Consider the following 25,487-nt stretch of genomic DNA (forward strand, 5'->3'; position numbering starts at 1 on the left):
GCTGAGGTCCTTTGGGAAACCTTTGAAAAAGCTAACCCGTGCGCCGCGAACGCGGATCCACGATGCGTTGGAGGGCGTGCAGATCCGATTCCAATGCGTAGAACACCCGCAGCGCGCCGACGAATGCGAAGAGACTGACCACGCACAGGATCACGATGGGACCGATCACCATCTGCTGCTGCGCAGCGTCGAGATAGACCAGACCACCTGCCACCCCGATCAGGGGAACCGAGGCGGCGATGCCGAGGTAGATCCGGATGCGCCGAGCGAGCCGCCGCAATCGGAGGGCGTCATCGGGGGAGGTCTGCCCGGTACCGAGCAAACCCGGGTAGTACCAGCGCAGTACGAAGAAGGTGACCGGGAAATACGAGTACACCACCGCGACCGCGGCCGCGACCAGATGAGATGCGATGAGGTTGAAGGTGAACCCGCTGGACAGGTTCGCGGTGTAATGCAACTGTGTCAGGAAGATCACCAGGGATAACGCCCACCCGGCGAATCCGACCACCGCGATGCGGTCGCCGCACGCGAGCGTATCGGCGCGCGCCCGAGCGAGGGTCTGCTCGTCGAAGTGCTTACCGCGCCGCAGTCCGTCGGGAACCAGGAACACGAGACGGCACCAATACAGCAGGGCCAAAATGCCGAGCGGGTAGCCGATCGCGCCGAGCAGCGCTGCGAGGCCTTGGAGTTGGGCGCTCGCCTCGCTGGTGAGCCGCGCGTCGAGCAGTCGCGTGTTGTGCGCGGAAAGATAGAGCGCGCCGAGGAATTGCCCGAGCATGCTGGACAGCGTCACCACCGGCATCGGCCGCATCCGCAGTTTGGCACGGATACTGCGCGCCGGCGGGTCGACGAGATCGCGGGCGGTGCGGTCCAGGGTGAGATCGAGTTGACTGGCGAGTTCGGCGCCGGTGGCGAAGCGGTCGGCGGGATCGGGGGACAGGCAGGCGAGCAGGGCATGCTGCAGTACCGGTGGGCAGTCCGGCGGGATATCGGCGGCGAAGCGGTCTGGGACCGGCTGGCGGCGCAGTTCGATCATCCGTTCCAGTGAGGTATCAGATTCGCCCGCACTGCGTTCGTCGTCGAAGGGGAGTCGGCCGGTGAGCAGTTCCCACAGCACGACCGCCAGTGCGTAGAGGTCGCTGCGGGTGTCGAGGTCAGCGGCGGTGGTGGCCATGGTCGGGTGGCAGGCTTCGAGCTGTTCGGGTGACATGTAGGCCAGTGAGCCGCCGAAGTAAGCGGCGGGGCTGGCACCTGGAATGTGGCGGCTGAAGCTGATATTGAAGTCGGCGAGCTTGGGTTGTCCGTCGACGGTGAGCAGTACGTTCGCGGGTTTGATATCGCGGTGCAGCACGCCTGCGTGGTTTGCGTAGTCCAAGGCGGAGGCGAGTCGACTGCCGAGCCACGCAACGGTTTCCGGCCAGCTCAGCCGCGCGACCTCGGTACGGGTGGGGGATGGTTGTGGTTCCAGCACGCCGCCGCTGGCGGCCGCCTCGTCGACGGCGTCGAGGAGTAGTCGACCGGTCTTGCCCGCTACCCCGGTTCGGCGCAGCAGCCGCAGCACGCCGAGCAGGGTGCCACCCGGAACATACTGCATGTACATCAATTTCAGGTGCCGGTCGGCGATCTGGCGTTGATCGAAGACCCGCACGATGTTCTCGTGGTCGAGCTGGGCCAGCGTCTGTCCCTCGCTGCCGCGATCATGGGAGATCTTGACCGCGACGAGTCGCCGCATCGAGCGCTGCCGCGCCAGGAAGACTCGGCCGAACGCGCCCTGGCCGAGCAGGATCAACATATCGAAATCGTCAACGGTCGCACCGGGTTTGATGGAGTCGAGCGTCGCGAGTGCGGCGGGGTCGGTCAGGACGGTGCTGCGGAAGTGATCGCCATCGAGGCGGTCGGCGATCCGCGCCATCTGTTGCGAATACCGCCGTTCGTATTCGGTGAGATCCAGATCCTTATCGAACTGGCGGCGCGCGGTGATCTCCTCGTAGATCAGATCCGGTGGCAGTGGGGCGGTGTCGAGTTCGGGAAATTCGGCCAGGTATTCGTCGAGGCGCTTTTCGGCCTTCTTGCGGATCGACCGGTGATGCAGATCCACCTTGATCAACTCGATGAGTGCCGACCGCCGCAGTGCGGTCTCGGTGGGCAGATGCGGGGTCAGCTCGGGTGGTTCGCCCGCGGCCTCCCACTCACCCGCGAAATCGGCGACCGCCCTGGCCAATACGGCCTGAGCAGCCATCGCGCGATCCCCACCGTGCTCCGGTGGTACCGCGCCGAGCTGGGTATTCATCGTCGGTTCACTCGATCAGGTTGGTGTCCGGGACAGAACCGAGAATATTCGATTGTCGGCGTCCGTCGCTGATCTTCGCCACCGGTGGGCGCCGGACGCAACGGAACTGGCGTACGCATGAAGACGCCCCCGCGAACCACGGGGGTTCGCGGGGGCGCCGCGTGCGGAGGACCGGCCGGGTCGGTCGGTCATTCCTCCTTCATCACACCAGGTCGAACCGGTCCAGGTTCGACACCTTGACCCACGCGGCGATGAAGTCGTTGACGAACTTCTCCTTCGCGTCGTCGGTCGCGTAGACCTCCGCGAGGGCGCGCAGCTGCGAGTTCGACCCGAAGACCAGGTCGACGCGGCTGCCGGTCCACTTGACCGTGCCGGTGGCGCGATCCTTGCCCTCGTAGGTTCCGTCATCGGCGGCCGACGGCTCCCACTTCGTGCCCATATCGAGCAGGTTCACGAAGAAGTCGTTGCTCAACGATCCCGGGTCGGCGGTGAATACGCCGAGCGGAGACTGCTTGTGGTTCGCCCCGAGGACGCGCAGACCACCGACGAGGACGGTCAACTCGGGAGCACTGAGGGTCAGCAGGTTCGCGCGGTCGATCAGCAGGTACTCGGCGGGCAGCCGGTTACCCTTCCCGAGGTAGTTGCGGAAGCCGTCCGCGCTGGGCTCGAGCGCGGAGAAGGACTCTACATCGGTCTGCTCCTGGGTGGCGTCCGTGCGACCCGGGGTGAACGGCACCTCGACGTCGTAACCGGCGTTCTTGGCGGCCTGCTCGACGGCCGCGGCGCCGCCGAGTACGACGAGGTCGGCGAAGGACACCCGGGTGTTCCCGGTCTGGGCGGAGTTGAAGGACTCCTGGATGCCGTCCAGGACGCGTACCACCTGGGCGAGTTCGTCGGGCTCGTTGACCTCCCACCCGGCCTGCGGCTGCAGGCGGATGCGTCCGCCGTTGGCGCCGCCGCGCTTGTCACTGCCACGGAACGACGCCGCGGCCGCCCACGTGGTCGAAACGAGCTGTGCGACAGTCAGACCCGAGGCCAGGATCTGGTTCTTGAGTGCGGCGATATCGGCGGCCCCGATGAGGTCGTAGTCGGCGGCCGGGACGGGGTCCTGCCACAGCAGCGTCTCCGCCGGCACCTCCGGCCCGAGGTAACGGACTTTCGGCCCCATATCGCGGTGGGTCAGCTTGTACCAGGCCTTGGCGAACTCCTGGGTGAGCTCCTCGGGGTGCTCGAGCCAGCGACGGGTGATCTGCTCATAGATCGGGTCGATCCGCAGCGAGAGGTCCGTCGTGAGCATGACCGGGGCGTGGGACTTCGACGGGTCGTGCGCATCGACCACGGTGCCCGCGCCCGCGCCGTCCTTGGGGATCCATTGGTTGGCGCCGGCGGGGCTCTTGGTCAGCTCCCACTCGTACCCGTAGAGGGTCTCGAGGAAGCTGTTGTCCCACTTGGTCGGAGTCGGCGTCCAGGTGCCCTCCAGGCCGGAGGTGATCGCGTCCTTGCCGACGCCGGTGCCGAAGGCGCTCTTCCAACCCAGGCCCTGCTCCTCGAGCGGGGCGGCCTCGGGCTCGGGACCGACGAGTTCGGCATCGCCGGCGCCGTGGGTCTTGCCGAAGGTGTGGCCGCCGACGATCAGCGCGGCCGTCTCGATATCGTTCATGGCCATGCGGTGGAACGTCTCACGGATGTCGATGGCCGCTGCGAGCGGATCGGGATTGCCGTTCGGGCCTTCCGGATTCACGTAGATCAGACCCATTTGGACTGCGGCCAGCGGGTTTTCCAGATCGCGGGTGCCGGTGTAGCGCTCGTCGCCGAGCCAGGTCTGCTCCGGACCCCAGTACACGTCCTCCTCGGGCTCCCACTGGTCGACGCGGCCGCCACCGAAACCGAAGGTGGGGAAGCCCATGTCTTCCAGCGCGACATTGCCGGCGTAGACGAGGAGGTCGGCCCAGGAGAGTTTCTTGCCGTACTTCTTCTTGACCGGCCACAGCAGGCGTCGGGCCTTGTCGAGGCTGGCGTTGTCGGGCCAGCTGTTGAGCGGGGCGAAGCGCTGCATACCGGCGCCGGCGCCGCCGCGGCCGTCGCTGATCCGGTAGGTGCCCGCGGCGTGCCAGGCCATCCGGATGAAGAAGGGGCCGTAGTGGCCGAAGTCGGCGGGCCACCACTCTTGCGAGGTGGTCATGACCTCGACGATGTCCTGTTTGACGGCAGCCAGATCGAGGGTTTTGAATTCCGCGGCGTAGTCGAAGTCGGCGTCCATCGGGTTGGCTACGGCGGGGTTCTTCTGCAGGATCTTGAGATTGAGCTGGTTCGGCCACCAGTCACGGTTGCTTCCGCCCTCGGCGGGGGATTTGAGGCGACCGGAAATAACGGGGCAACCACCGGTGGCGGGTTCCGTATTGGCCTCTCCGATGGGCGGATGTTCCTCAGGCACGGCATTTCCTTTCGGGGGGTTGAGTGAATCGGGCTGTGATCACGGGTGTGATCCGGACATTTGCGCTGCCGAGCAATCGGAGCACAGGCCCCAATAGATGACCTCGGCCTCATCGAGTACGAATCCGTTGTCGTGCGATGCGGTCAGACAGGGGGCCTCGCCGACGGCGCAGTCGACATCGGCGATGACGCCGCATGAGCGGCACACGACATGGTGATGGTTATCGCCGACGCGCGTTTCGTAGCGCGCGACGGATCCCATCGGCTGGATGCGCCGCAGCAAACCGGCGGCCGTCAGTGCGCGCAACACGTCGTATACCGCCTGGTGGGATACCGCACCCAGCGTCTGGCGCACATGACCGAGGATCGAGTCCGTATCGGAGTGGGGATGCTCGTGCACGGCAGTCAGCACGGCAACCCGCGGCGCGGTCACGCGCAGCGACACCCCGCGCAACATGCGCTCGAATTCCGAATTGCTGGACACATTCAAGAGTATGACTCATTCAAGTCTCCATGGGGAGGGTTTTGCGAAACTCGAGACGATCCCACAAACCGCCGCTCTCTGGGGACGATCGCGTCCGATGAACCCCACAGTCCGCTACCGGTACGAGCTCATGGTTATTGGGAGGGGAGCGTCGGATGAACTGTCAGCGGCCATCGCCATCAGGTCTACTTAACATAATGTCGATTATCGGCGTTACAACGGAGGCGTTGGAAGTGGGCGGCTTTGGTTGTATGACGTTGGTAGGTACGGACTTTCGCTCCGCTGCTCAGTAGCTGGCTGGCTTACCGGCGTTCTGTGCGCGGAAATCGCATGCTGCGGATGCGTGGTGTCCCCTCGCTACACAGATCGGCTGATGTAAATATTTCGGCAGATGCTGGATTTCGGCGGAGAAATATCGGAGCGGCTCGACAACGGCGATCTGGCTGTTTTGGAGGCGGATCCCCTGCTGGGGCCGCCAAACTCCATATAACGTCACAGTGACGATTTAAGGGATGGAGGCGAGTTCTCTGGCTTGGATTGGGTTCGGATTATAAGGCCAGTGGTTAGCGATTGGCTCTGTTTTGGGAGTCCAGTTATCGGCAGGCTGAGGTGATGTTGGTTCGGCGGCTGGTCGCGCTCTATGTCGGGTTGTGGTTGTACGGGTTTTCGATGGCGGTGATGATTCGGGCCGGGCTCGGGTTGGATCCGTGGGATGTGTTTCATCAAGGGGTTGCCGCGCATGTATCGATCAGTTTCGGGGCGGTGACGGCTTTGACGGGTGTCGTGGTGTTATTGGCGTGGATTCCGTTGCGGCAGTTGCCAGGGCTCGGCACGGTGAGCAATGTCGTGGTGATCGGTGTATCGGTAGATGTCGGGTTGTGGCTGTTGCCGGACTGGGATGTGCTGGCGGTGCGAGTCGGCGCGATGGGTGCCGCGGTGGTTTTGAATGCGCTGGCCACGGTGCTGTATATCGGCGCGGGTATGGGCCCAGGGCCACGGGATGGACTGATGACTGGACTGGTCCGCCGGACCGGGTGGTCGGTGCGATTGGTGCGGACCGGGATCGAAGTGACAGTACTGACGACCGGCTGGCTACTCGGGGGCAGCGTCGGCGTGGGCACTGTGGTGTACGCGTTCGGCATCGGTCCGCTGATTCAGGTGATGATTCCGCTCGCTGACCGGTATCTGCCCGGATTCCATGCGGATCGCAAGGCTGAGCCCGATGTCGTCCCGGTGGCGCCTTGACTGTGGCCGGTCGCGAACTGGCGAGGCCTGCCGAAGTTCGATACCCGGGGAGCGTCCGAATTATCCTGGGCTGCAGCAAGTTTCCGTTGAAACCCCTCCCCTTCGCCCGTTCTTTGCTACCCCGCGCCAAATCGTCACTGTGACAGTTGGTTGGATGTATATCCGCATGTACCGCGCACGACCTTGTTCGTAGCCGCACAGTGATGCGGAGAGTGTGCGAACTCGATATGGCTGTTCGGTTACTACGGATGTAGTCGGCAGCTCGATGGCCGAAAATGTTGATTTCCTGGCCGCGGCGCTCTCTCGACAACTGTGTCACCGTTCATACAGTTGTCGACATGACTAGCACTCCATCCGTGCTCATCGTCGGCGCCGGATTCGGCGGCCTCGCGGCCGCGCTGGAGCTCGTGCGCCGCGGCTACGAGGCGTTCACCATTATCGATAAGGCCGACGGGCTCGGCGGGGTCTGGCGGGACAATACCTATCCGGGCGCCGCCTGTGACGCGCCGTCGGATCTGTACTCTTTCTCCTTCGCTCCCAATGCGCACTGGCCGAAGCGCTTCGCCGAGCAGCCCGACATTCTCGCGTACATGCATGATGTCGCGCGCCGCTACGACCTCGAGAAGCACATGCGTTTCGGTGTCGAGGTCGACTCGGCGGACTTCGATGCCGACCGTGGCGTCTGGCAGGTGCGCACGACCGCCGGTGAGCTGCTCGAGGCGGATGTCTTCGTGCCCGCGGTGGGTCAGCTATCGCGTCCGGTGTGGCCGAATATTTCGGGCATGGATTCGTTCACCGGGGACGCGTTTCATTCGGCGCGATGGGATCACGAGGTCGACCTGACCGGTAGGCGGGTCGCGATCATCGGCACCGGGGCGAGCGCGATTCAGATCATTCCGGCGATTCAGCCGAAGGTCGGGCAGTTGACGGTCTTCCAGCGGTCGGCGCCGTGGATCATTCCGAAGATCGAAAGCTATTACGCGCCACCGAAACTCAATGTGCTGGACAAGCTGTCGATCGTGGCGAAGTTCCCGCTGATCCAGCGTGCGGAGCGGTTCGGCTGGTATTCGTTCTACGAGTTGGTGACCTCGGGACTGGAAGGCAATGGCCGCATCGCCGATCTGATCTCCGGATGGGCGGACCGGCATCGGGCCTCCCAGATCTCCGATCCCGAACTGCTGGCGAAGATGACGCCGGATTACGAGGCGGGCTGTAAGCGCGGGCTGATGGCGAGCAACTACTACCCGGCGGTGTCACAGCCGAATGTGCACTTGGAGACCTCGCACATCGCTGAGATCACGCCGTCCGGTGTGCGCACCGAGGACGGCACGCTGCACGAGGTCGATGTGATCGTCTACTGCACCGGATTCAAGGCCACGGAGTTCTTGGCGCCCATGACGATTCGCGGGATCGGCGGCAAGGAGCTGCGTGAGGTGTGGTCGGGCGGTGCGCGGGCCTATAAGGGCCTCACCGTGCCGTATTTCCCGAATATGTTCATCATGTACGGGCCGAATACCAACCTCGGCGCGGGGTCGATCATCTACATGCACGAGCGGCAGGCGCGTTATCTGCGTCAAGCGGTCGAGCATCTGCGCGGGGCTGGTGGCTATCTCTCGGTGAGGCCGGAGGTGGAGGCGCGGTTCGACGAGGAGATCCAGGGGCGGCTCGAACATACGGTGTGGACCAAGTGCACCAGCTGGTACCGGGAGGCCAGTGGTCGGGTGACGACGAACTGGCCGGGGCGGATGAGCGAATACGACAAGCGGACGCATTTCGATGTCCGCGACTACGAGCTGGTTCGGACCGGAAGGTAACCCATGACGCACTATGACGTGCTGGTGATCGGTTCCGGTTTCGGTGGCAGTGTGAGCGCACTGCGGTTGACCGAGAAGGGCTACCGGGTCGGTGTCCTGGAGACCGGGCGGCGCTTCGCCGATCACGAATTCGCCGAGAACTCCTGGCATCTGCGCGAGTACCTGTGGGCGCCGAAATTGGGATGCTTCGGTATTCAGCGGATGACGCTGCTGAACGACACTTTCATCATGAGTGGTTCCGGTGTCGGTGGTGGTTCGCTGGTGTATGCGAACACGTTGTACGAGGCGCCGGACACCTTCTACGGCGATAAGCAGTGGGCGCATATCACCGATTGGAAGTCCGAGCTGGAGCCGCACTACGACCAGGCCACGCGGATGCTGGGGGTGACGACCAATCCGGCGACCACGCCGTCGGATCGGGTGCTGCGGGAGGTCGCCGAGGATATGGGTATCGGCGATACCTACCGTCGAACGCCGGTCGGAGTGTTGTTCGCGGATAAGGAGACTCGGCCGGGAGCTGCGGTCGCGGATCCGTTCTTCGGTGGTGTCGGGCCGCAGCGGCGCTCGTGTACGCATTGTGGTGAGTGCATGACCGGGTGTCGGCACGGCGCGAAGAACACCCTGGTGAAGAACTATCTATATCTGGCGGAGCAGGCGGGTGCGGCCGTGCATCCGTTGACGACCGCGGTGTCGGTGCGGCCGCTGTCCGGCGGCGGGTACGCGGTCGATACCGTGCGCACCGGGCGCTGGGTTCGCAAGGCGAAGCAGACCTTCACCGCCGATCAGGTGGTGTTCTCCGCGGCCGCGCTCGGCACCCAACAGTTGCTGCACAATCTGCGGGATCGCGGTGTGCTGCCGAATATTTCGCCGCGCCTGGGCCATCTGGCGCGCACGAATTCCGAGGCGGTGTTGGCGGCGCGAACCCGCGATAAGGATTCGGATTTCACCAAGGGTGTCGCCATCACCTCGTCGATCCATCCGAACTCCCACACCCATGTGGAGCCCGTGCGTTACGGCAAGGGCAGCAATTTCATGGGCCTGTTGACGACGGTGCTGGTCGACGGGCAGGAGGGGAAGCGGCGTTGGGTGCTCGGTCTGCGGGAGATGGTGCGGTATCGGCGGGATCTGCTGCGCATGCACAATCCGGCGCACTGGTCCGAGCGGATGATCGGGCTGCTGGTCATGCAGAACGTCGACAATTCGATCATCACCTATAACAAGCGTGGTTTGTTCGGTAAGCGGATGACCACCAAACCCGGTGCGGGACAAGCGCCGCCGACGTGGATTCCGGAGGGCAACGAGGTCACGCGACGGGTCGCCGAGAAGATCAACGGCATTCCGCAGGGTTCCTGGACGGAAATGGCGAATATCCCGATCACGGGGCATTTCATCGGTGGCTGCGCGATCGGCGACTCCCCCGATACGGGGGTGGTCGACCCGTATCAGCGGCTCTATGGCTACGAGGGTTTGCATATCGTGGACGGTTCGACCATCTCGGCGAATCTCGGGGTCAATCCGTCGCTGACCATTACCGCCCAGGCCGAGCGTGCGATGTCGTTGTGGCCGAACAAGGGTGAACAGGATCAGCGTCCGCCGTTGGGGGCGCCGTATCGGCGGATCGATGCGATCGCGCCGAAGAATCCGGTGGTGCCGGACTCGGCGCCGGGAGCGCTTCGGTTGCCGATTACCCCGGTCTGATGCCCTCGGTTTCGCGTTGGCTCATGAACCCGAACAGGATAAGCCCGCGTTGCGAGGCATGATGAGGTTGCCGTTGCACAGGTCGGTGTGCAGGAGGGTGCGGTCTGGCTGTTGGCTACCCGACCCGGCCTTCCCTGCAAACGATCTCCGCGCCATTGATGAGACGCGGTATTCCACCCTGTCTGGTCGACAGTGCGGTCCCCGGTCCGGAAAGGCTCAGTGGGATGTCGTGGATCCCAGCGGATACAACGACCAAGGCATCGCCTCGACCGGAACTGTCGCAGCAGATCTGTCCATCCGGCTCGTCTTGGAACCGGTCGTGAATTCTGGATCGGTCCCCATAATGACGCGGCCTTCGCTATTGACCAGCACTACCCGCTGACCGAATGCCTGGAATCGCGGGAGCAAGGCCTCCTCGATCGCGGCGACCGGCACGTCGGCACCGGCGATTCCGAGGAAAGTTCCCGATGTGCTCGTGACCGGTATCGAGAATGTGCACACGTACTCATCGGTACACGCGTAGTCGAGGTGCGGCCCCTGTACCCATCGCCGACCCTGCTCGCGCGGCACCGTGAACCAGTCCATCTTGGTGTAGTCGTAGAAGTATTCACTATCGGGATTCAATTCCAGCAGCAGGCGTTGCGCGTCCGGAAGCCACCAGTCCAGGTGCCGGGGGCGATCGGTGAGGACACCGTCGGCCATCACTACGCCTGCTCCGGCGAACAGCTTTCCGTGCCGCTCGAGTTCGCCGATAATGGTCTCGCGCAACGGCGCCAGATCGGTCGCCCGGGGAGCGGATCGCGGCATCTCGGTGAGACCATCCCACAGGGTTGTCAGCGCGGTCCCGATGGTTGTCAGCGACAGGTAGATCTCGTCGGCCAGTTTTGCGACGGAATCAGCGAGCGACTCGATGGTCGCAGGGGCCGGAAAGCTATCGGTATCCCTCATCTATCACTGAGCTCCAAGCGTAAGGCGACGAGGCGGCGGATGCGTGATTCGGTATGCGATTCTGCCAGTTCTCGCGCCCGGGCATCGTCTTCTCGTTCGATCGCGTGCACCAGGTGACGATGGGCGGTCGCCTCGGCCGCCGGTTCCAGTTTCAGCCGCGGCAGCCAGAGCAGGGCGGAGAGCTCGGCCTGTAGACCGACCTCGGCGCGGGTCAGCCGGGTGGACTGCGCGCACACCGCCATCTCGATATGAAAGCGGCTATCGGCCCGGCGTGCCGAGACGAGATCGGTGCTGTCCAACAGCCGGTCGGCCAAGGCGCGGAGCCGGACTATATCGGCCTGCAACCCGCGGCGCGCGGCGAACACAGCGACTGCTCCGGTGACGGCGAAGTGCTCGTCTCCCAGATCGCGCAGTTCCTGGATGCTCATCTGTTGCAACCGCGCCAGCGAGGTGTTCTCGAAGACCTCCGCCGAGGCGCTGATGAAGCTGCCACCCCCGCGGCCGCGCTTGGTGTGGACGATGCCCTGCTGCCGAAGAACGACGAGTGCCTCCCGCAGCGTCATTGTCGATACACCCAACTGGTTGGCGAGATCGGTCTCACTCGGCAACTGCTGGCCGTCGACCATCACACCGAGGCTGATCGCGGCAGAGAGCCGCTGCACCACGGCCTCGGTTTTCGGACCGCCGCCCTCGAGCGGTGACAGCACGGCGCCGAGCGCGGTCAATCCGACCCTCTTCTGCTGGGGCAACACGACTCCTCGGGGTGGCAGGACGTAACAGGATTCTAGCTAACTAACACTTGAACTATGAACTATGAAGTTAGAGGTAACTTGGTTCTATTCCACACCCCGGTTCCCCTGGCTCACTCGTCGCACCCGTTTGACCGGATCGCGCGACTCTCGGATCGGGGCCGCCCATCGGAGCGTGGGCGTGTTTTTCGCGGCCCGCATGGCTGCTGTAGGTCCGCTTCGGCAATCCATCCGACCAGTCGCCGCTGTCTCTGGTCGAACTGTCAGTGCCGCGGTACGAGCTGTTGGCGGCGAGGGCTCAACTGATACCTTTACCGACGAAACTCTTGAACTATGAAATCTAATGTCTTATGTTCAAGGAGTGAACACCCCGACACCTTGACGCGTCGGCGTCACGATCGAAGCGGGAATACCTCATGTCCGAGAATCCGACTCTGCCTATGGAGCACCTCCGGTGGTGCGGCCGTTCTGAGTTGTCGGCCGAGACGGCAGCGCATAGCCAACAGCGGGCGGTTGACAATGGTCGCCAAATGCGCGATGTACGCGGGCGATGTCAGGGGATCGAAGATGGATAACGATCTTCACCGAACCGAAGTCGACGGATTCTGTGTGACGTGGCGCTTGGTTCAGCATCATCTGATCGCGATTGTCGCCGTGGACAACGCATCCGACGCCTCGCGGGTAGCGTCCTTCAGCCACAGCAACTACCCGGATCTCGTGCATGCGCGAGAACTCTTTCCGGAACTGGCGCGGCTGTGGGATGCGGTCCGCCACGAATTCTGGACGAAGCTTATTCCGCCGCTGCCTCTGGCGGCCCGAAAGCGGGTATTGGCGTAACGGCGCCGAGGGCCGACCGCTCCTGTACATGCTCCCCCCGGACACACCGGTCGGGGAGCTCACCGTCGGCACCGGAAAAGAGTTGCCCGACGCATGCGATCGGCAGGGCTGCGGGGTGTCCCGACGCCGTCGCGGCAAATTCCGGGCTTGCCGATACGACCGACGAGGTGGTGGGCTATTTGGAAACGCCCTAACGCTCACGTTCCCGATCCCGCTCGCAGTCCGGTCGAGAAGAAAGGCGGTGCACCAGCAAGCGCATGGAGTAGCCGGCCACATTCAGCGCCGAGATGATGGAGCGACACATGGACGAGGACATCGAACGCACGCCGCAGCTCACAGCGTTCCCGCGCATCGACGATTACGGTTTCATCTCAGACTGCGAGGTCACCGCGCTCATCGCCCCTAGCGGAGCCGTCGAATGGATGTGTCTACCTCGCATGGACTCCCCCAGTGTCTTCGCGGCGGTACTGGATCGTTCCGCCGGTTCGTTTCGGTTCGCCCCCGCCGACTTCATGGTGCCCACCGATCGCCGCTACATCCCGGGCACGATGGTCATGGAGACGATTTGGCGCAGTGGTGAAGGGTGGGCGACCGTCCGCGATGTGCTGCTGGTCGGGCCCTGGCGACACCAGACACCGGGCCGCAGCGCCCATATTCGAACTCCCACCGACTACGACGCCGAGCACATTCTGCTGCGGACGGTGCACTGTGAGACCGGGCAAATCCACTTCGTGCTCGACTGCCAGCCGTCCTTCGACTACGGCAGACATCGCGCTCATTGGGAGTACCTCGATAGTTACCACATTGCGCAGGCCAGCGCGGACGGGATCGATCTGCAGTTGACGCTGAGCACCGACCTGCGTTTGGGACTGGAAGGTACGCACGCGCTGGCCCGCACTCTGCTGAAGGCGGGCGACACCCGGTTTTGCGCGCTCTCCTGGGGTAGTCGCGACGCGCCCCGCGCCGTCGAGGAGGCCGATGAACGGCTGCTGCGGACAATCCACCATTGGCGGCACTGGCTTGCCGGCGGGCGGTTTCCGGATCATCCGTGGGCTGCCCAGCTCACTCGCAGCGCGCTGACCCTCAAGGGGCTGACCTTCGCCCCCACCGGCGCTATCAGCGCCGCCGCCACCACATCGTTACCCGAAACCCCGGGCGGACAGCGCAATTGGGACTATCGCTACTCGTGGATACGCGACTCCGCTTTCGCGTTGTGGGGCCTGTACACACTGGGCTTCAGCTGGGAGGCGAACGACTTCTTCTCCTACATCATCAGCTTGACCGAAGACGTCCGGGATATGCAGATCGTCTACGGCATCGGTGGCGAAAGCGACCTCACCGAGCAGACCCTCACCCATCTGCGCGGCTACGAGAATGCCGGGCCGGTGCGCATCGGCAACGACGCGTACCGGCAACGCCAGCACGATGTGTGGGGCGCTGCGATGGACGCGGTCTATCTCTACGCACGTAATCAGGACCTGATCGACGCACGAGCTTGGCCGGTGCTGGGCCGGGCGGTCAAAAGCGCCCTCACCTACTGGCGCGAGCCCGACCACGGCATCTGGGAAGTTCGCGGGGCGCCCCGACATTTCACTTCCAGCAAGGTGATGTGTTGGGTTGCCGCCGATCGCGGCGCCCGGCTGGCCCGCATCCAACAGGACTTCGGACGCGCGCATCGCTGGCAACAGGCCGCGGACGAAATCCGCGCCGATATATGCGCTCATGCGGTCGATTCTCGGCAGGTATTCACCCAGTATTACGGCAGCACGGCGCTGGATGCGTCGACACTGCTCATCCCGCTGGTTCGGTTCCTGCCTGCCGATGACGAGCGGGTGCGCAACACGGTGTTGGCGATCGCCGACGAACTGACCGAAGACGGTCTCGTATTGCGGTACCGCGTCAGTGAAACCGACGACGGCTGCGCAGGGGAGGAAGGTGCTTTCACGATCTGCTCGTTCTGGCTGGTCTCGGCGCTGTCGGAGATCGGCGAGAAGACACGAGCCAAACAGTTGTGCGAGAAACTGCTCGCCTACGCCAGCCCCCTTGGCCTCTACGCCGAGGAGATCGATCCTCTTACGGGCCGCCACTGGGGCAACTTTCCCCAGGCGTTCACCCACCTGGCCCTGATCAACGCGGTAATGCACGTCATCCAGGACGAACAAGCCATATTGCGGCAGGCACTGGGCGGGGAATCGATCGCTCCACGACTGGACGATGCGTCATACACACTGGGATATATGCACCGATGACCAGTATGTCGCGGCAGGGGCATTGCCGGATTTCGCGCGAGGAGCGCACCCGAAATGCCGGCAGTCGCAACGTCGCTGGTCCAGAGCGAGGCGCAGATCTCGGTCCGCGGACCGATCGCGGCACGAAATCCGCTCGCGTATAACAACTTCCGAAGTTTCCGATCGCTACCGTTCGGCGTCGCGGCCCGGCGGGTCGTGATCGACGGTACGGCAACCGATCCCGCGCACGGGCGAATCCCGGGGCCGGGGCTGGATCGGAACGGTGTACCCGACACGGTGGCGCCGCTACGATGAGACGGTAACTCTCTCAATGGTGTGGAGGAACACGGGATGGGTGCTACCACCGTCGCTCGGCAATGCACGTTGTGTGAGGCGCACTGCGGGATTCTGGTGACCGTCGAGGATGATCAGGTCACGCGGATCGAGGGCAATCCCGACGATGTGCTCTCGCACGGATATATCTGCCCGAAGGCGACGGCGATGGGTGGGCTGCACCATGATCCGGATCGATTGCGCACGCCGGTGCGGCGGGTCGGTGACCGTTTCGAGCCGATCGGGTGGGATGAGGCGTTTCGGGAGATCGGGCTGCGGTTGCGGCAGGTGCGTCGCGAGCACGGGGCCAGCGCGATCGGAATGTACCTGGGGAATCCGGCCGCCCACAGTTCGTCGGTGATCTATGGCGCGCTGCTGCGTACGGTGCTGATGACGCGGAACTTCTTCTCGGCGTCCTCGATCGACCAGTTTCCGCAGGAGTTCGTGGCGTGGCGGATGTTCGGATCGAATGTGTTGATGCCCGTGGCCGATATCGATCGCACGGATCGGCTGGTGATCATGGGAGCCAATCCGGCGGTGTCGAACGGTTCGGTGACCACCATGCCCAATGCGAAGCAGCGCATTCGAGACGTGCGCAAGCGCGGCAAAGTGGTCGTGATCGATCCACGACGCACCGAGACCGCGCGGCTGGCCGACGAACATGTAGCCATCGCACCCGGTGGTGATGTGTATCTGCTGTTGGCCATGTTGCAGGTGCTGGTCAGCGAAAACCTGTGTGATGAAAGCCGGATTCGCGCGCAGTGCACCGGCTGGGAGGAGTTGCGGGCACTGGTCGCCGAGGTCACACCGGAACTCGCCGAACCGCTCACGGGTGTCGATGCCGAGACGATTCGGCGGCTGGCGCGCGAACATGCGGCGGCGGATTCGGCATTGCTGTATGCCCGGATCGGGATATGCCACCAGGTGACCGGCACGCTGACGCATTGGCTGGTCAACACCATCAACGCGGTGACCGGGAATTTGGATCGGCCCGGCGGGCAGATGTTCGCGACGCCGCCGATCGATGCGCCGCGGTTCGGGAAATATCTGCCCGTGGGGCACGGGGCCTGGACCGACCGCTCCGGCACCTACAAATCATTCCGCTCGGAGCTGCCGGTCGCTGTGCTGGCCGATGAGATCCTCACCGAGGGCGCGGGGCAGATCCGCGCGATGATCACCTACGCCGGTAATCCGGTGTTGTCGACACCGCAGCGCGGGAAACTCGACCCCGCGCTGGACTCGTTGGATTTCTATGTGGCGGTGGATATGTACGTGACCGAGACGACTCGGCACGCGGATATCATCCTGCCGCCGATCTCCCCGCTCGAGCGCGAGGATGTGAATATTCTGTTCCCGGTATTCAGTGTGCGGAACAATCTGCGCTACGACGCCCGCGTTTTCGAACCTCCGGCCGACGGACTCGAGGATTGGCAGATCCTGGCGCGGTTGATCACCGAGGTGGTGCCGCTGCCCGCGCGCCGATTCACCACGCGGGCAGTCAATGCGCTGCTGGCGCAGTTCAGTCCGATGCGGTTGACGACCCTCGCAGTGGCAGCGGGTCCGTACGGGGTACTGCGGCGTGGCCGCGAGGGCTTGTCCGTGGCGAAGGTGCGCGCCGCGGCCGGAGGTATCGATCTCGGTCCGCTGCAGCCGCGATTGCGCGCATTGATCGGCACTAAGGATCGCAGAGTACACCTCGCGCCCGACGATTTCGTCACGGCCGCACGGGAATTACTCGACGACGCGCGCCGCGGCAACGCGCTGACCGCTCCCACCGACGACTACGACCTCAAACTCATCGGCCGCCGCCACCTGCGCAGCAACAACTCCTGGCTGCACAATGTCGCGTCCATGGTCAAGGGCCGCGACCGCTGCACCGCGCTCATGCATCCCGCCGACGCCGCCGAACGCGCCCTCATCGACGCCACCCCCGTCACGGTCACCTCCCGCACCGGCTCGATCGTGGTCACCCTGGAGGTCAGCGACGACATCCGCCGCGGCACCATTGCCATCCCGCACGGCTGGGGGCACCGCGAACCGGGTGTCGGCTGGCAAGTCGCCGCCGCCCTGCCGGGGGCGAATGTCAACCTGCTGCACGATCCGTCGCTCACCGATACGTTCTCCGGGAACGCGGCGGTCAACAACACATGGGTGACGGTCGGTCCTGCGGTCACCGCGCCGACAGCATCGGATGCCGATCGCGAGGCTGCACCGACTCCGTAGAGTGCGCAGGTCACCTGGCACGTTCACCACTGTGTGGCAGAGGTTGACTGTTGAGCCGGAGCGCGCGGCGGAGGTCGCGCCTCGGCGGACGTCATCCAGACGAGATCAGGGCGTTTGGACGGTGACGCGGTAGCCGAGGCGGAGTTCTCTGGCGGGGTGGGCGGCCGCGGTGAGGTGGAGCCAGCGGTGCAGACCGGCGCGCGGGTCGGGGACGTAGGCGGCGTGGGTGTTGGTGATACCGAAGGGAAAGTTTCCGGATGCCGCGGTGGCAGTGGCGGTCATCAGATGCATCTCCGCCCATAGACAGGGTTCGGGTGCGTCCTCGGGCAGGGGGCGAGTGTTCGGGAGAAAGAAGCCGAACGGTTCGGCGGGGGCTGCGGAGGCGTGGATGAGCGTGCCGGTGACGAATAGTCGCACCGTTCCGGTATATACCACGCAGTCGGGTGTCAGGTGCAGGGGTTGGGCAGGTTGCAGCTCGAGCCGGAAAACCATGGGCCGACTGTACGGTGTCGCCAGGTGCGCGAAAAACACTGGAGCGTCCCGAAGTTCGGTTGCTCACACACCTGGCGAACAGCTACACCTCGCGCAGCGGTTCGATACGGGCAGGAACATGCTTGTGCCACGGCGTTCCGGCAATCGCATCACGCCAGCTCGCATCGGTGAGCTCATTCGCGGCCACACCGGTGCGGGTGCCATCTGGCAGGTCGAGGCCCAACCCGTTGGGCAGAGATGCGTGCCCGGCCCGCATGCGATCGTTGATTTCGACCGCGGCGATGGCACTGCCCCGCCGGGTGGTGATGCGGGCACGGTCCCCGGTGGTGAGACCGAGCACGGTGGCATCGTCGGGGCTGAGCCGCAACGCGCCCTCCGGATCACGGCGACGCCAGCTGTTGTCGCGGAAGATCGTGTTGGCAGTAAAGGAACGCCGCTCCCCGGCCGACAGGACGAAGGGGAATTCGGGGCTGGTGTGCGTGGCGGGTGTGGTCGGGAGTTCGCGCAGCGCGTGCAACAATTCCGGGATCGCCAACGGGATTGTCGAGTGTGGCACATAGTCCCAGGCGTCCGGATAGTCGTCGACGGTGAAGGTGACGCCCGAGCGGCCCGCCAGGATGGCATCGAACAGCGCATCGGCATTCCGATGCCCCGCGCGACGCATAGCGGCCGGATGCACCTTCGCGACGCGCTGCGCGAGCGCCCACAGCACGGCGGCCGAACGCGCGCCATCGGGCAGGGTCGGGCCGAGGGTTTCATAGAGCAGGTAGGGGGCGAGGCCGCCGATATTCTTGTCCATGGTCAACAGTGCGGCGAAGGCCAACGCGTAGGGTCGGCGGCCCAGTTTCGCGGCGGTCCGCAGTACCGCCAGCTCGGCACGCCCGACGACTCCGAGTTCGCGAATCAGGCGCGCGTAGATCTCGGGTTCGGGCAATGTGCCGGGTAGCGGGTCGAGCACCGGCGCGCGCAGATGAAAGGTGTTGTGCGGGAACTCCAGATTGAAGAAGGTGGCCTCCCACTTCTCGAACTGGCTGGCCGCGGGCAGCACATAGTCGGCGTGACGTGCGGTTTCGGTGAGCGCGACATCGATGACCACCACCAGATCGAGTGCGTGCAGTGCGGCACGGAAGGCCGCCGATTCGGCGAGTGAGTGGGCGGGATTCGCGGACTCGATGATCATTGCCCGGAACCGGTCGGGGTGATCGGTGAGAATCTCCTCGGCGATCGAATTGCACGGCACCATGCCGCCGAGAATCGGTGCGGCGGTCACCGGGCTGCGTTTGATGTCGCGGCTGTATCCCGCCAACGGCACCATCCATGAATGTGGTTGCATGGCACCGGGTTTGGCGAAGTTTCCGGTGAGCAGCCAGAGCAGCTTGTTCAGGTAGGAGATCAGGGTGCTGTTGGGGCTCTGCTGGACGCCCAGGTCCTCGTAGGTGGCGACACTGCTCGCGGTGCCGATCCGGTGGGCGGCGGTGCGCAGTAATTCCACTGGCACACCGCAGATTTCGGCATAGGACGCGATATCGATTTCGCGCAACACGGCGGTGACGGCGTCGATTTGGTCGGCGTGTTCGGTGAGGAATGCGTGATCGAGCAGATCATCGCGCACCAGCACCGCGAGCATCGCGGCCAGACACCACGCGTCGGTACCGGGACGGACCTGTAGATGGATATCGGCGAGATCGGCGGTTTCGGTGCGCACCGGGTCGAGCACGATCATGGTGCGCGCGGGATCCTTGGCGATCTGCTGCAGGACGGTACGGGCGCGCGGCACACCGTGTGACTGCCAGGGATTCTTGCCGAGAAATACCGAAACCTCGGCATGTTCGAAATCGCCGGTGGTGTGTCCGCCGGTCAGATGCGCGTCGACCCAGCCTTCGCCGGTCTTCTCCTGGGCGAGCGCGGTAGAGCGGTAGCGGCTGCCCAGCGCCCGACGCAAGGCGCCGCTGTAGGCGCCGCCGAGGTGGTTGCCTTGTCCCCCGCCGCCGTAGAAGAAGATCTTGTCGCCGCCGTATGTGTTCTTGACCTCGGTGAGCCGTGCGGCGATCTCGGAAATCGCGGTATCCCAGTCGATTTCGGTGAAACTGCCGTCGGCTTCACGGCGCAGCGGGGTGGTCAGGCGGGCACCGCCGTTCTGGTAGTGGTCCAGACGCAGCGCCTTGTTGCAGGTGTATCCGGCCGAGGCGACGTGGTCCTTGTCGCCGCGGATCTTGGCGAAGCTGCGGCCGTCGAGTTGGATCAGCAGGCCGCAGTTGTTCTCACATAGTATGCAGGCGGTCTTGTGCCATTCCTGTTGCGCCGCAGCATCATTGCGTCCAGGCCGCGCACTGTGATCGACTCGGCTGTCTTGTGGTGCGGCGGTACTCATCGATGCTCCTGTGAGTTGTCGTTGATCGAGGACGGAAGCGAAACCGCCGGTGGAAATACGGATGCGCGGGATCAACTGGTCTGGTCGACGCGAGTGCCGTCGATCCACGCCTTCGGCTCGGCCAGGAACGGTGTATCGCCGAGTCGGTCGAGATCGTCGAAGCAGGTCGAGCTCGGCTGCTCGCGACATCGGCGTCTCCTCGGGTCCTGGTGGGTGCGGTGGACCTGCACTCGACCCTGATTATGGTCCCCACCATAATCGGCATGTCAAGCCCCACCCTGTCGAGATGTTCCATGGCATGGCGAGAAAAACGGGCCTGAGCGGGCATTCTTCGCACCAATGAGACCGCCGAATCCGGCCGAAGCGCACTTCGCCGATCGGGTGTCGGGCGCGCTACTGCTTGGAGGCGTCGATGACGGTCGTGAGGTGAGCTTGCAATTCGCGGACGGTGTCCTCGAGCGGTGTGGTGGCACGCTCGACGCGACACAGCGCGATCGCGCCCTCGACGGCGGCGACGGTGAGCGTGGCCATGCGACGCGAACGCACCGCGTCGAGACCGTGACTGATGAGCAGATCGGTGAGTGCGGTATTCCAACGGGCGAAGATCGCCGCGGCGGATGCGGCGAATTCCGGTGCGTCGTCATTGGTTTCAACCGCGACGGCGAAGATCGGGCAGCCCGCGCGGTACTCGCTGTCGAGCAGGGTTCGTCGCCAGAGCGCGACGAACATATCCAGCGCGGTCCCCGGATCGTTCTCGCGGGTGATCGTTTCGATGAATTCCGACATCGAACCACCGGCGGCGCTCAGCGCGTCGGCGATCAACTGGGTGCGACCGCCGGGAAAGTGGTGATAGACCGACCCGCGGGGCGCGCCGGTATCGGCCAGCACCCGGTCCACGCTCGTGGCGCTCGCACCGTGGATGCGCAGGGATTCGATCGTGCCCTCGATCATCCGCCGCCGCGCGTCACGCAGCCGTGGGCGCTCCGGAGCCTCCTTCTTCGATCGGCGTGTCGCTGCCATGTAGCCATAGTATGGGACACCCCATAACGCTGGGGTGCCCGTCTATCGCACGCGGCTGGTGTGGAAATCCAATACCGCGGCCAAGGTCTCCCTGGGGGCTTCGAGCTGAGGATAGTGCCCGACCTTCGGCAACTCGACCACATCCGGATCCGGAATCAGCTCGCGATAGCGGCGCACCATATGCCCACCCGATGCCGGGTCGAGCAGACCGTCGATCAGCCGCACCGGAACCGGGGTGTCGACCAGCGCGCCCACCCAGCGCCGCCGGTTGGCCTTGCGCTCGCCCATATAGCGAATCAGCTTGTGCCCGTTGCTCTTGCCGTGCTTACTGCACCACAGGATCCAGTACTGATCGAGCTCATGGGCACTGGGGCGGGTGGTGGGACCGAAGACACCCGCGAGGCTGCGGCGGAAGACCCGCTCGGTGCCCAGCACCCCGACCAGCGGTCCCAGCGGACTCGCCAGCAACTTCTGCGCCGGACGCGCGCGGTGGGTCTCGGGGAACAGTCCGCCGTTGAGCAGGCATACCGATTCGATCACCAGGGATTCGTCGCCGTCGGCGCGGCGCTGTGCGTCGCGTGCCAGCAACTCCTGGGCGACGGTGTCGCCGTAGTCGTGGGCCAGGATGTGTGTGCGGGAAATCCCCTGCTCACGCAGCAGGTTCTCGTGGAGATCGGCCTGATCGGCGATCCGGTAATCGTAGTTGCGGGGTTTGGCCGACCAACCGAAGCCGATCATATCCGGGGCGATGAGGCGCGCGAACCGCTCGCGCAGACCCGGCCATAGGGCATGCCAGTCCCAGGACGCGGTGGGGAAACCGTGGATGCAGAGCAGATTTCCGGCACCGTCGCCGGTGCTGTCCTGCCAGAAGATCTGATGGCCGCGGTGGGTGTGGCGGCGACCGCTCGCCCGCCAGGACGCAAACTCTTCCATGTCTACCTCCTTCGTGCCGACAACTATTGCGCGCGAACGCTACCGCCACAGGCATTCCGAGGAACTGAACCGCACTGTCCGTGTCACGTACCGCATGGTCTTTTCGAGCCGGATGTTTGCTCTGCGAGAATGCCATAGTGCATGTCGCGATCGGCCTGGTTGTTCTAGTCGCGTCGGCGGCGTCGCTCGCGGCGCTCGCGCGACGGTTCGGGATATCCGAACCGCTGGTATTGACGCTGGCCGGAGTGGTCGCGTCGTATTTGCCGCATGTTCCGCAGGTCCACCCGGATCCCGAGGTCATCCTGTTGGGTTTCCTGCCGCCGCTGCTCTACACTTCCGCGATTCGCACCTCCCTGGTCGACTTCCGGGCCAACGCACGCACCATCGCACTGCTGTCGGTGGGGTTGGTGCTGTTCAGCACGTTCGCGGTCGCGGGGGTGGTGTGGTGGCTGCTGCCGGTGCCGTTCGCGGTGGCGGTGGCCCTGGGCGCGGTAGTCGCGCCGACCGATGCGGTGGCCGCTACCGGGATCGCGCGGCGCATCGGCATGCCGCGCCGGATCGTCACCATCCTCGAAGACGAGTCGATGTTCAACGACGCCACCGCGCTGGTGACGGTGCGCACCGCGATCGCCGCGGCTGCGGGCACGGTGTCGGTGTGGAAGGCCGGTGGTGACTTCCTGCTCGCCGCGGGCGGTGGTGCGGCGGTGGGCATCGTGGTCGCCTATCTGCTGGCGATGCTGCGGCGGCGCATCACCGATCCGGTGCTGGACACCACGCTGTCGTTCCTTGCGCCGTTCGTCGCCTATCTGCCCGCCGAGGGTATCGAAGCCTCCGGTGTGATCGCGGTGGTGACCTGCGGCATGGTCCTCGGCCACGGTGCGCCGGTGTGGCAGAGCGCCGCCTCCCGGATTGCCGAACGCACCAACTGGCGCACCATCCAATTCATTCTCGAGAGCGTTGTGTTCCTGATGATCGGGCTGCAGATGCGCGCGATCATCGAGGGCGCGTGGGACAGCGGCCTCGACCACTCCACGCTGATTGTGGCGGCGGTGGCGGTCATGGTGGCGGCGATGCTGTCGCGGCCGCTGTGGGTCTTCCCGGTCGCGCTGCTCTCGCGCAAGCTCGGATTGTCGAATGCCGATGTGCCGGTGAGTCATCCGGTGGTGGTGTCGTGGGCGGGCATGCGCGGTGTGGTCACTCTGGCAGCGGTGTTGTTGCTGCCCGCCGACACCCCGCAGCTGCCGGTGCTCAAACTGCTCGCGCTCGTCGTGGTCGCCGGAACGCTACTGCTGCAAGGGACTTCACTGCCCTGGGTGGTGCGGTGGCTGCATGTGCGCGGCCCGAGTCGTGCGGAAAACGCGCTACAGAAGGCGAACCTGCTGCAGCAGGCGACCGCGGCGGGACTGGCCGAGCTGGAAAAGCACATCACCCCGGATACGCCGCCGGGTGTCGTCGAGACACTGCGCGATCGGGTCACCTGGAAGACCAACGCGGCCTGGGAACGCCTCGGCCGATCGGAATCGGAACTGGCGACACCGACCGCCGAATATCGGCGGCTGCGGCTGGAAATGTTGCGTGCGGAACGGGAAACGGTTCTGCGCGTGCGGGATTCGGGTGGCGCGGACTATGAGATCCTGCAGTACGTGCTGTCGCGGCTCGATCTCGAGGAATCGATGATCGACCGCTTCGACGAAACCGAAGAGGAGCGCGTCGAACCGCTCGCCGCCCCCGCGGCGGCCGATAGCTGCACGCATTTGGAGTCCGCGCCGCTGGTGCGTGAGCCCACCGAACCCGACGAGTGCAAGGAATGCATCGCCGAGGGATACACCTGGGTGCATCTGCGAATGTGCCTGGACTGCGGGCACATCGCCTGCTGTGACTCCTCGGTGGGCAATCACGCCACCAAACACTATGGCAGCACCGGACATCCGGTGATGCGCAGCGTGGAGCCGGGCGAGGCGTGGCGGTGGTGCTATGTCGACGAGCTACTCGGCTGATCGGCGGGCGTGGGAGTAGATCAACCGCGCGTACTGGGCCAGCAGTTGGTCCAGTGAAATGTCCTCCCCGCCCGCGGCGATCTGCTGGTAGCCGATCAGCATCGACATGCCGAGCGCGGTGACCACCGCGGTGGTCTGCTCATCGCCCACAACGCCTTTGATCGCCTTGTGCACGGTGCGGCGGCGCGATTCGTCGACCCGCTTGAGCGCCAGATTCACCGATTCGTCATTGGCGGCCCAGGCGCGGATCGCGGCCTCGGCGGCATGGTGCAGGCCCGCGGCGAGATCGGACATGGCGCGGATGTCGTCGTCGGGATTGCCCTGGTTGAACTTCAGCGTGCGCAGGATGACGACCTGGCGGTTCTCCCAATGCTCGAGCAGCGTGTCCACGAAGCCCTGCCAGCTGCCGAAATGGTGGTAGAACGAACCGCTGGTGACACCGAGTCGGCGACACAGCACGCCGATATTGAGGCCTTTGAAGCCGAGTTCGGCCAAGACCTCCAGAGCGGTGTCGAAGTACTGCTCCTTGGTGACCACTCGTGACATTTCGCAAGCGCCGTTTCTGTTCGTGCGGGCAAGGCGGAGGACCAGACAGTACCTCATCGTATTGCCGTCGCGCTGAAACGTAACGAAGTCCACGCATCGGCGTCGCCGCGCCGCGAAAGTACCCGTGACCGGGCGAAACATGCAGTGGCATAGCGGAAGCGGGTTTGCTGATGCGAGGCAGATTTATAACAGAGCAATTGCTCTGTTATAGTCGTGGCATGCCCCGCCCGCGAACCCACGACCCCGACACCGTGCTCGATGCCGCGGAGTCGCTGGCGGTGCGCTCGGGTCCCGCGGCGGTCACCATCCGGGCCGTCGCGGCGGCGACCGGTGTATCCAACGGCGCGATCTATCACACCTTCGGTTCGCGTGCCGAACTACTCGGACGCAGCTGGTTACGGGCGGCGGGGCGGTTTCTGCGGATGCAGACCGAGTCGGTAGAGGCACATCTCGCCGCCAACGCCGGCGCCCCACGCGCGCTCGAGGCGGTGGTAGCCGCGGCCGAGACGCCGGTGGAGTTCGCGCGGCGATACCCGGACTCCTCGAAACTGCTGCTGACCGTCTCACGTGACGAACTGCTCGGCGACGAACTGCCCGAACAGGTCGTCGCCGAACTCGCCGGAACCGACGACGCGCTGGTGCGACTGCTCATCCGCCTGTCACGTGCCATGTGGGGCCGCGGTGACGCCGCCGCGGTCGATGTGATCACCACCTGCGTCGTCGACCTGCCGACCGGCATCCTGCTGCGCCGCGACCGAATCGCGAAACCCATTGCCCGCGACCACCTTCGCGCCGCCGTGCGTGCGGTGCTCGCGGTCGGCCCACCCGAATCAACCCCGGAGTAGG

19 protein-coding genes are annotated in these 25,487 nt (G+C 64.8%); 9 read left to right on the forward strand and 10 right to left on the reverse strand.

Annotation, left to right across the window (positions count from 1 at the left end):
- Nucleotides 1–31 precede the first annotated feature (31 nt).
- From AB0J47_RS20985 to AB0J47_RS20995, 3 genes are all read right to left on the reverse strand, one after another.
- The gene (locus tag AB0J47_RS20985; RefSeq protein WP_364348122.1) at nucleotides 32–2,290 is read right to left on the reverse strand and encodes a serine/threonine-protein kinase; all 2,259 of its coding nucleotides are present in this window, start codon (nucleotides 2,288–2,290) and stop codon (nucleotides 32–34) included.
- Between the two features lie 202 nt (nucleotides 2,291–2,492).
- On the reverse strand, nucleotides 2,493–4,724 hold the full coding sequence (gene katG / locus AB0J47_RS20990; protein ID WP_364348125.1) for a catalase/peroxidase HPI: 2,232 nt from the start codon (nucleotides 4,722–4,724) through the stop codon (nucleotides 2,493–2,495).
- A 39-nt stretch (nucleotides 4,725–4,763) separates the two neighbouring features.
- Nucleotides 4,764–5,180 (reverse strand): Fur family transcriptional regulator, encoded by a 417-nt coding sequence (locus AB0J47_RS20995; RefSeq protein WP_364348469.1) that lies wholly within the window; start codon nucleotides 5,178–5,180, stop codon nucleotides 4,764–4,766.
- Between the two features lie 639 nt (nucleotides 5,181–5,819).
- Here AB0J47_RS20995 and AB0J47_RS21000 point away from each other — a divergent pair.
- The 3 genes from AB0J47_RS21000 to AB0J47_RS21010 all read left to right on the forward strand — a co-directional run bounded on the left by AB0J47_RS21000 (nucleotide 5,820) and on the right by AB0J47_RS21010 (nucleotide 9,964).
- A complete protein-coding gene (locus AB0J47_RS21000; RefSeq protein WP_364348128.1) occupies nucleotides 5,820–6,452 on the forward strand; it encodes a hypothetical protein in 633 nt (210 codons plus the stop codon).
- Between the two features lie 338 nt (nucleotides 6,453–6,790).
- Nucleotides 6,791–8,266 (forward strand): NAD(P)/FAD-dependent oxidoreductase, encoded by a 1,476-nt coding sequence (locus AB0J47_RS21005; RefSeq protein WP_364348131.1) that lies wholly within the window; start codon nucleotides 6,791–6,793, stop codon nucleotides 8,264–8,266.
- Nucleotides 8,267–8,269: 3 nt separating this feature from the next.
- A complete protein-coding gene (locus tag AB0J47_RS21010) occupies nucleotides 8,270–9,964 on the forward strand; it encodes a GMC family oxidoreductase (RefSeq protein ID WP_364348134.1) in 1,695 nt (564 codons plus the stop codon).
- Between the two features lie 216 nt (nucleotides 9,965–10,180).
- On the opposite strand, the gene AB0J47_RS21015 is transcribed toward AB0J47_RS21010, so the two are convergent.
- Entirely contained in the window at nucleotides 10,181–10,912 is a 732-nt protein-coding gene (locus AB0J47_RS21015; protein ID WP_364348137.1) for a cache domain-containing protein, read from the reverse strand.
- Nucleotides 10,909–11,661: a GntR family transcriptional regulator gene (locus AB0J47_RS21020; protein WP_364348139.1), complete on the reverse strand. Its 753-nt coding sequence runs from the start codon at nucleotides 11,659–11,661 to the stop codon at nucleotides 10,909–10,911. The genes AB0J47_RS21015 and AB0J47_RS21020 overlap by 4 nt, the downstream gene beginning before the upstream one ends.
- A 567-nt stretch (nucleotides 11,662–12,228) precedes the next feature.
- Here AB0J47_RS21020 and AB0J47_RS21025 point away from each other — a divergent pair.
- From AB0J47_RS21025 to AB0J47_RS21040, 4 genes are all read left to right on the forward strand, one after another.
- Nucleotides 12,229–12,498 (forward strand): hypothetical protein, encoded by a 270-nt coding sequence (locus tag AB0J47_RS21025; RefSeq protein ID WP_364348142.1) that lies wholly within the window; start codon nucleotides 12,229–12,231, stop codon nucleotides 12,496–12,498.
- A gap of 302 nt (nucleotides 12,499–12,800) precedes the next feature.
- Nucleotides 12,801–14,747 carry a glycoside hydrolase family 15 protein gene (locus tag AB0J47_RS21030; protein WP_364348145.1) on the forward strand — a complete coding sequence of 649 codons (1,947 nt, stop codon included), beginning with the start codon at nucleotides 12,801–12,803 and terminating at the stop codon, nucleotides 14,745–14,747.
- A gap of 54 nt (nucleotides 14,748–14,801) precedes the next feature.
- Complete coding sequence (locus tag AB0J47_RS21035; RefSeq protein ID WP_364348148.1) at nucleotides 14,802–15,041, forward strand: hypothetical protein; 240 nt, start codon at nucleotides 14,802–14,804, stop codon at nucleotides 15,039–15,041.
- A 36-nt stretch (nucleotides 15,042–15,077) separates the two neighbouring features.
- Nucleotides 15,078–17,282 (forward strand): molybdopterin oxidoreductase family protein, encoded by a 2,205-nt coding sequence (locus AB0J47_RS21040; RefSeq protein ID WP_364348151.1) that lies wholly within the window; start codon nucleotides 15,078–15,080, stop codon nucleotides 17,280–17,282.
- A 105-nt stretch (nucleotides 17,283–17,387) separates the two neighbouring features.
- Here AB0J47_RS21040 and AB0J47_RS21045 read toward each other — a convergent pair whose 3' ends face one another.
- From AB0J47_RS21045 to AB0J47_RS21060, 4 genes are all read right to left on the reverse strand, one after another.
- Complete coding sequence (locus tag AB0J47_RS21045; RefSeq protein ID WP_364348154.1) at nucleotides 17,388–17,774, reverse strand: hypothetical protein; 387 nt, start codon at nucleotides 17,772–17,774, stop codon at nucleotides 17,388–17,390.
- An 82-nt stretch (nucleotides 17,775–17,856) separates the two neighbouring features.
- Nucleotides 17,857–20,145 carry a molybdopterin-dependent oxidoreductase gene (locus AB0J47_RS21050; RefSeq protein WP_364348157.1) on the reverse strand — a complete coding sequence of 763 codons (2,289 nt, stop codon included), beginning with the start codon at nucleotides 20,143–20,145 and terminating at the stop codon, nucleotides 17,857–17,859.
- A 393-nt stretch (nucleotides 20,146–20,538) separates the two neighbouring features.
- Complete coding sequence (locus AB0J47_RS21055) at nucleotides 20,539–21,165, reverse strand: TetR/AcrR family transcriptional regulator (RefSeq protein WP_364348160.1); 627 nt, start codon at nucleotides 21,163–21,165, stop codon at nucleotides 20,539–20,541.
- A 42-nt stretch (nucleotides 21,166–21,207) separates the two neighbouring features.
- The gene (locus AB0J47_RS21060; RefSeq protein WP_364348163.1) at nucleotides 21,208–22,098 is read right to left on the reverse strand and encodes an alpha/beta hydrolase; all 891 of its coding nucleotides are present in this window, start codon (nucleotides 22,096–22,098) and stop codon (nucleotides 21,208–21,210) included.
- 137 nt (nucleotides 22,099–22,235) lie between these two features.
- Between AB0J47_RS21060 and AB0J47_RS21065 the strand changes: the two genes are divergently transcribed.
- Nucleotides 22,236–24,095, forward strand: a complete 1,860-nt coding sequence (locus tag AB0J47_RS21065) for a Na+/H+ antiporter (protein ID WP_364348166.1) — start codon at nucleotides 22,236–22,238, stop codon at nucleotides 24,093–24,095.
- Here AB0J47_RS21065 and AB0J47_RS21070 read toward each other — a convergent pair.
- Entirely contained in the window at nucleotides 24,084–24,641 is a 558-nt protein-coding gene (locus AB0J47_RS21070) for a TetR/AcrR family transcriptional regulator (RefSeq protein WP_364348169.1), read from the reverse strand. The genes AB0J47_RS21065 and AB0J47_RS21070 overlap by 12 nt on opposite strands.
- A 218-nt stretch (nucleotides 24,642–24,859) precedes the next feature.
- Between AB0J47_RS21070 and AB0J47_RS21075 the strand changes: the two genes are divergently transcribed.
- Complete coding sequence (locus AB0J47_RS21075; protein WP_364348172.1) at nucleotides 24,860–25,486, forward strand: helix-turn-helix domain-containing protein; 627 nt, start codon at nucleotides 24,860–24,862, stop codon at nucleotides 25,484–25,486.
- Nucleotide 25,487 lies beyond the last annotated feature (1 nt).

The organism is Nocardia sp. NPDC049737 (genome assembly GCF_040674755.1).
In the GTDB taxonomy this organism is placed as follows: Bacteria; Actinomycetota; Actinomycetes; order Mycobacteriales; family Mycobacteriaceae; genus Nocardia.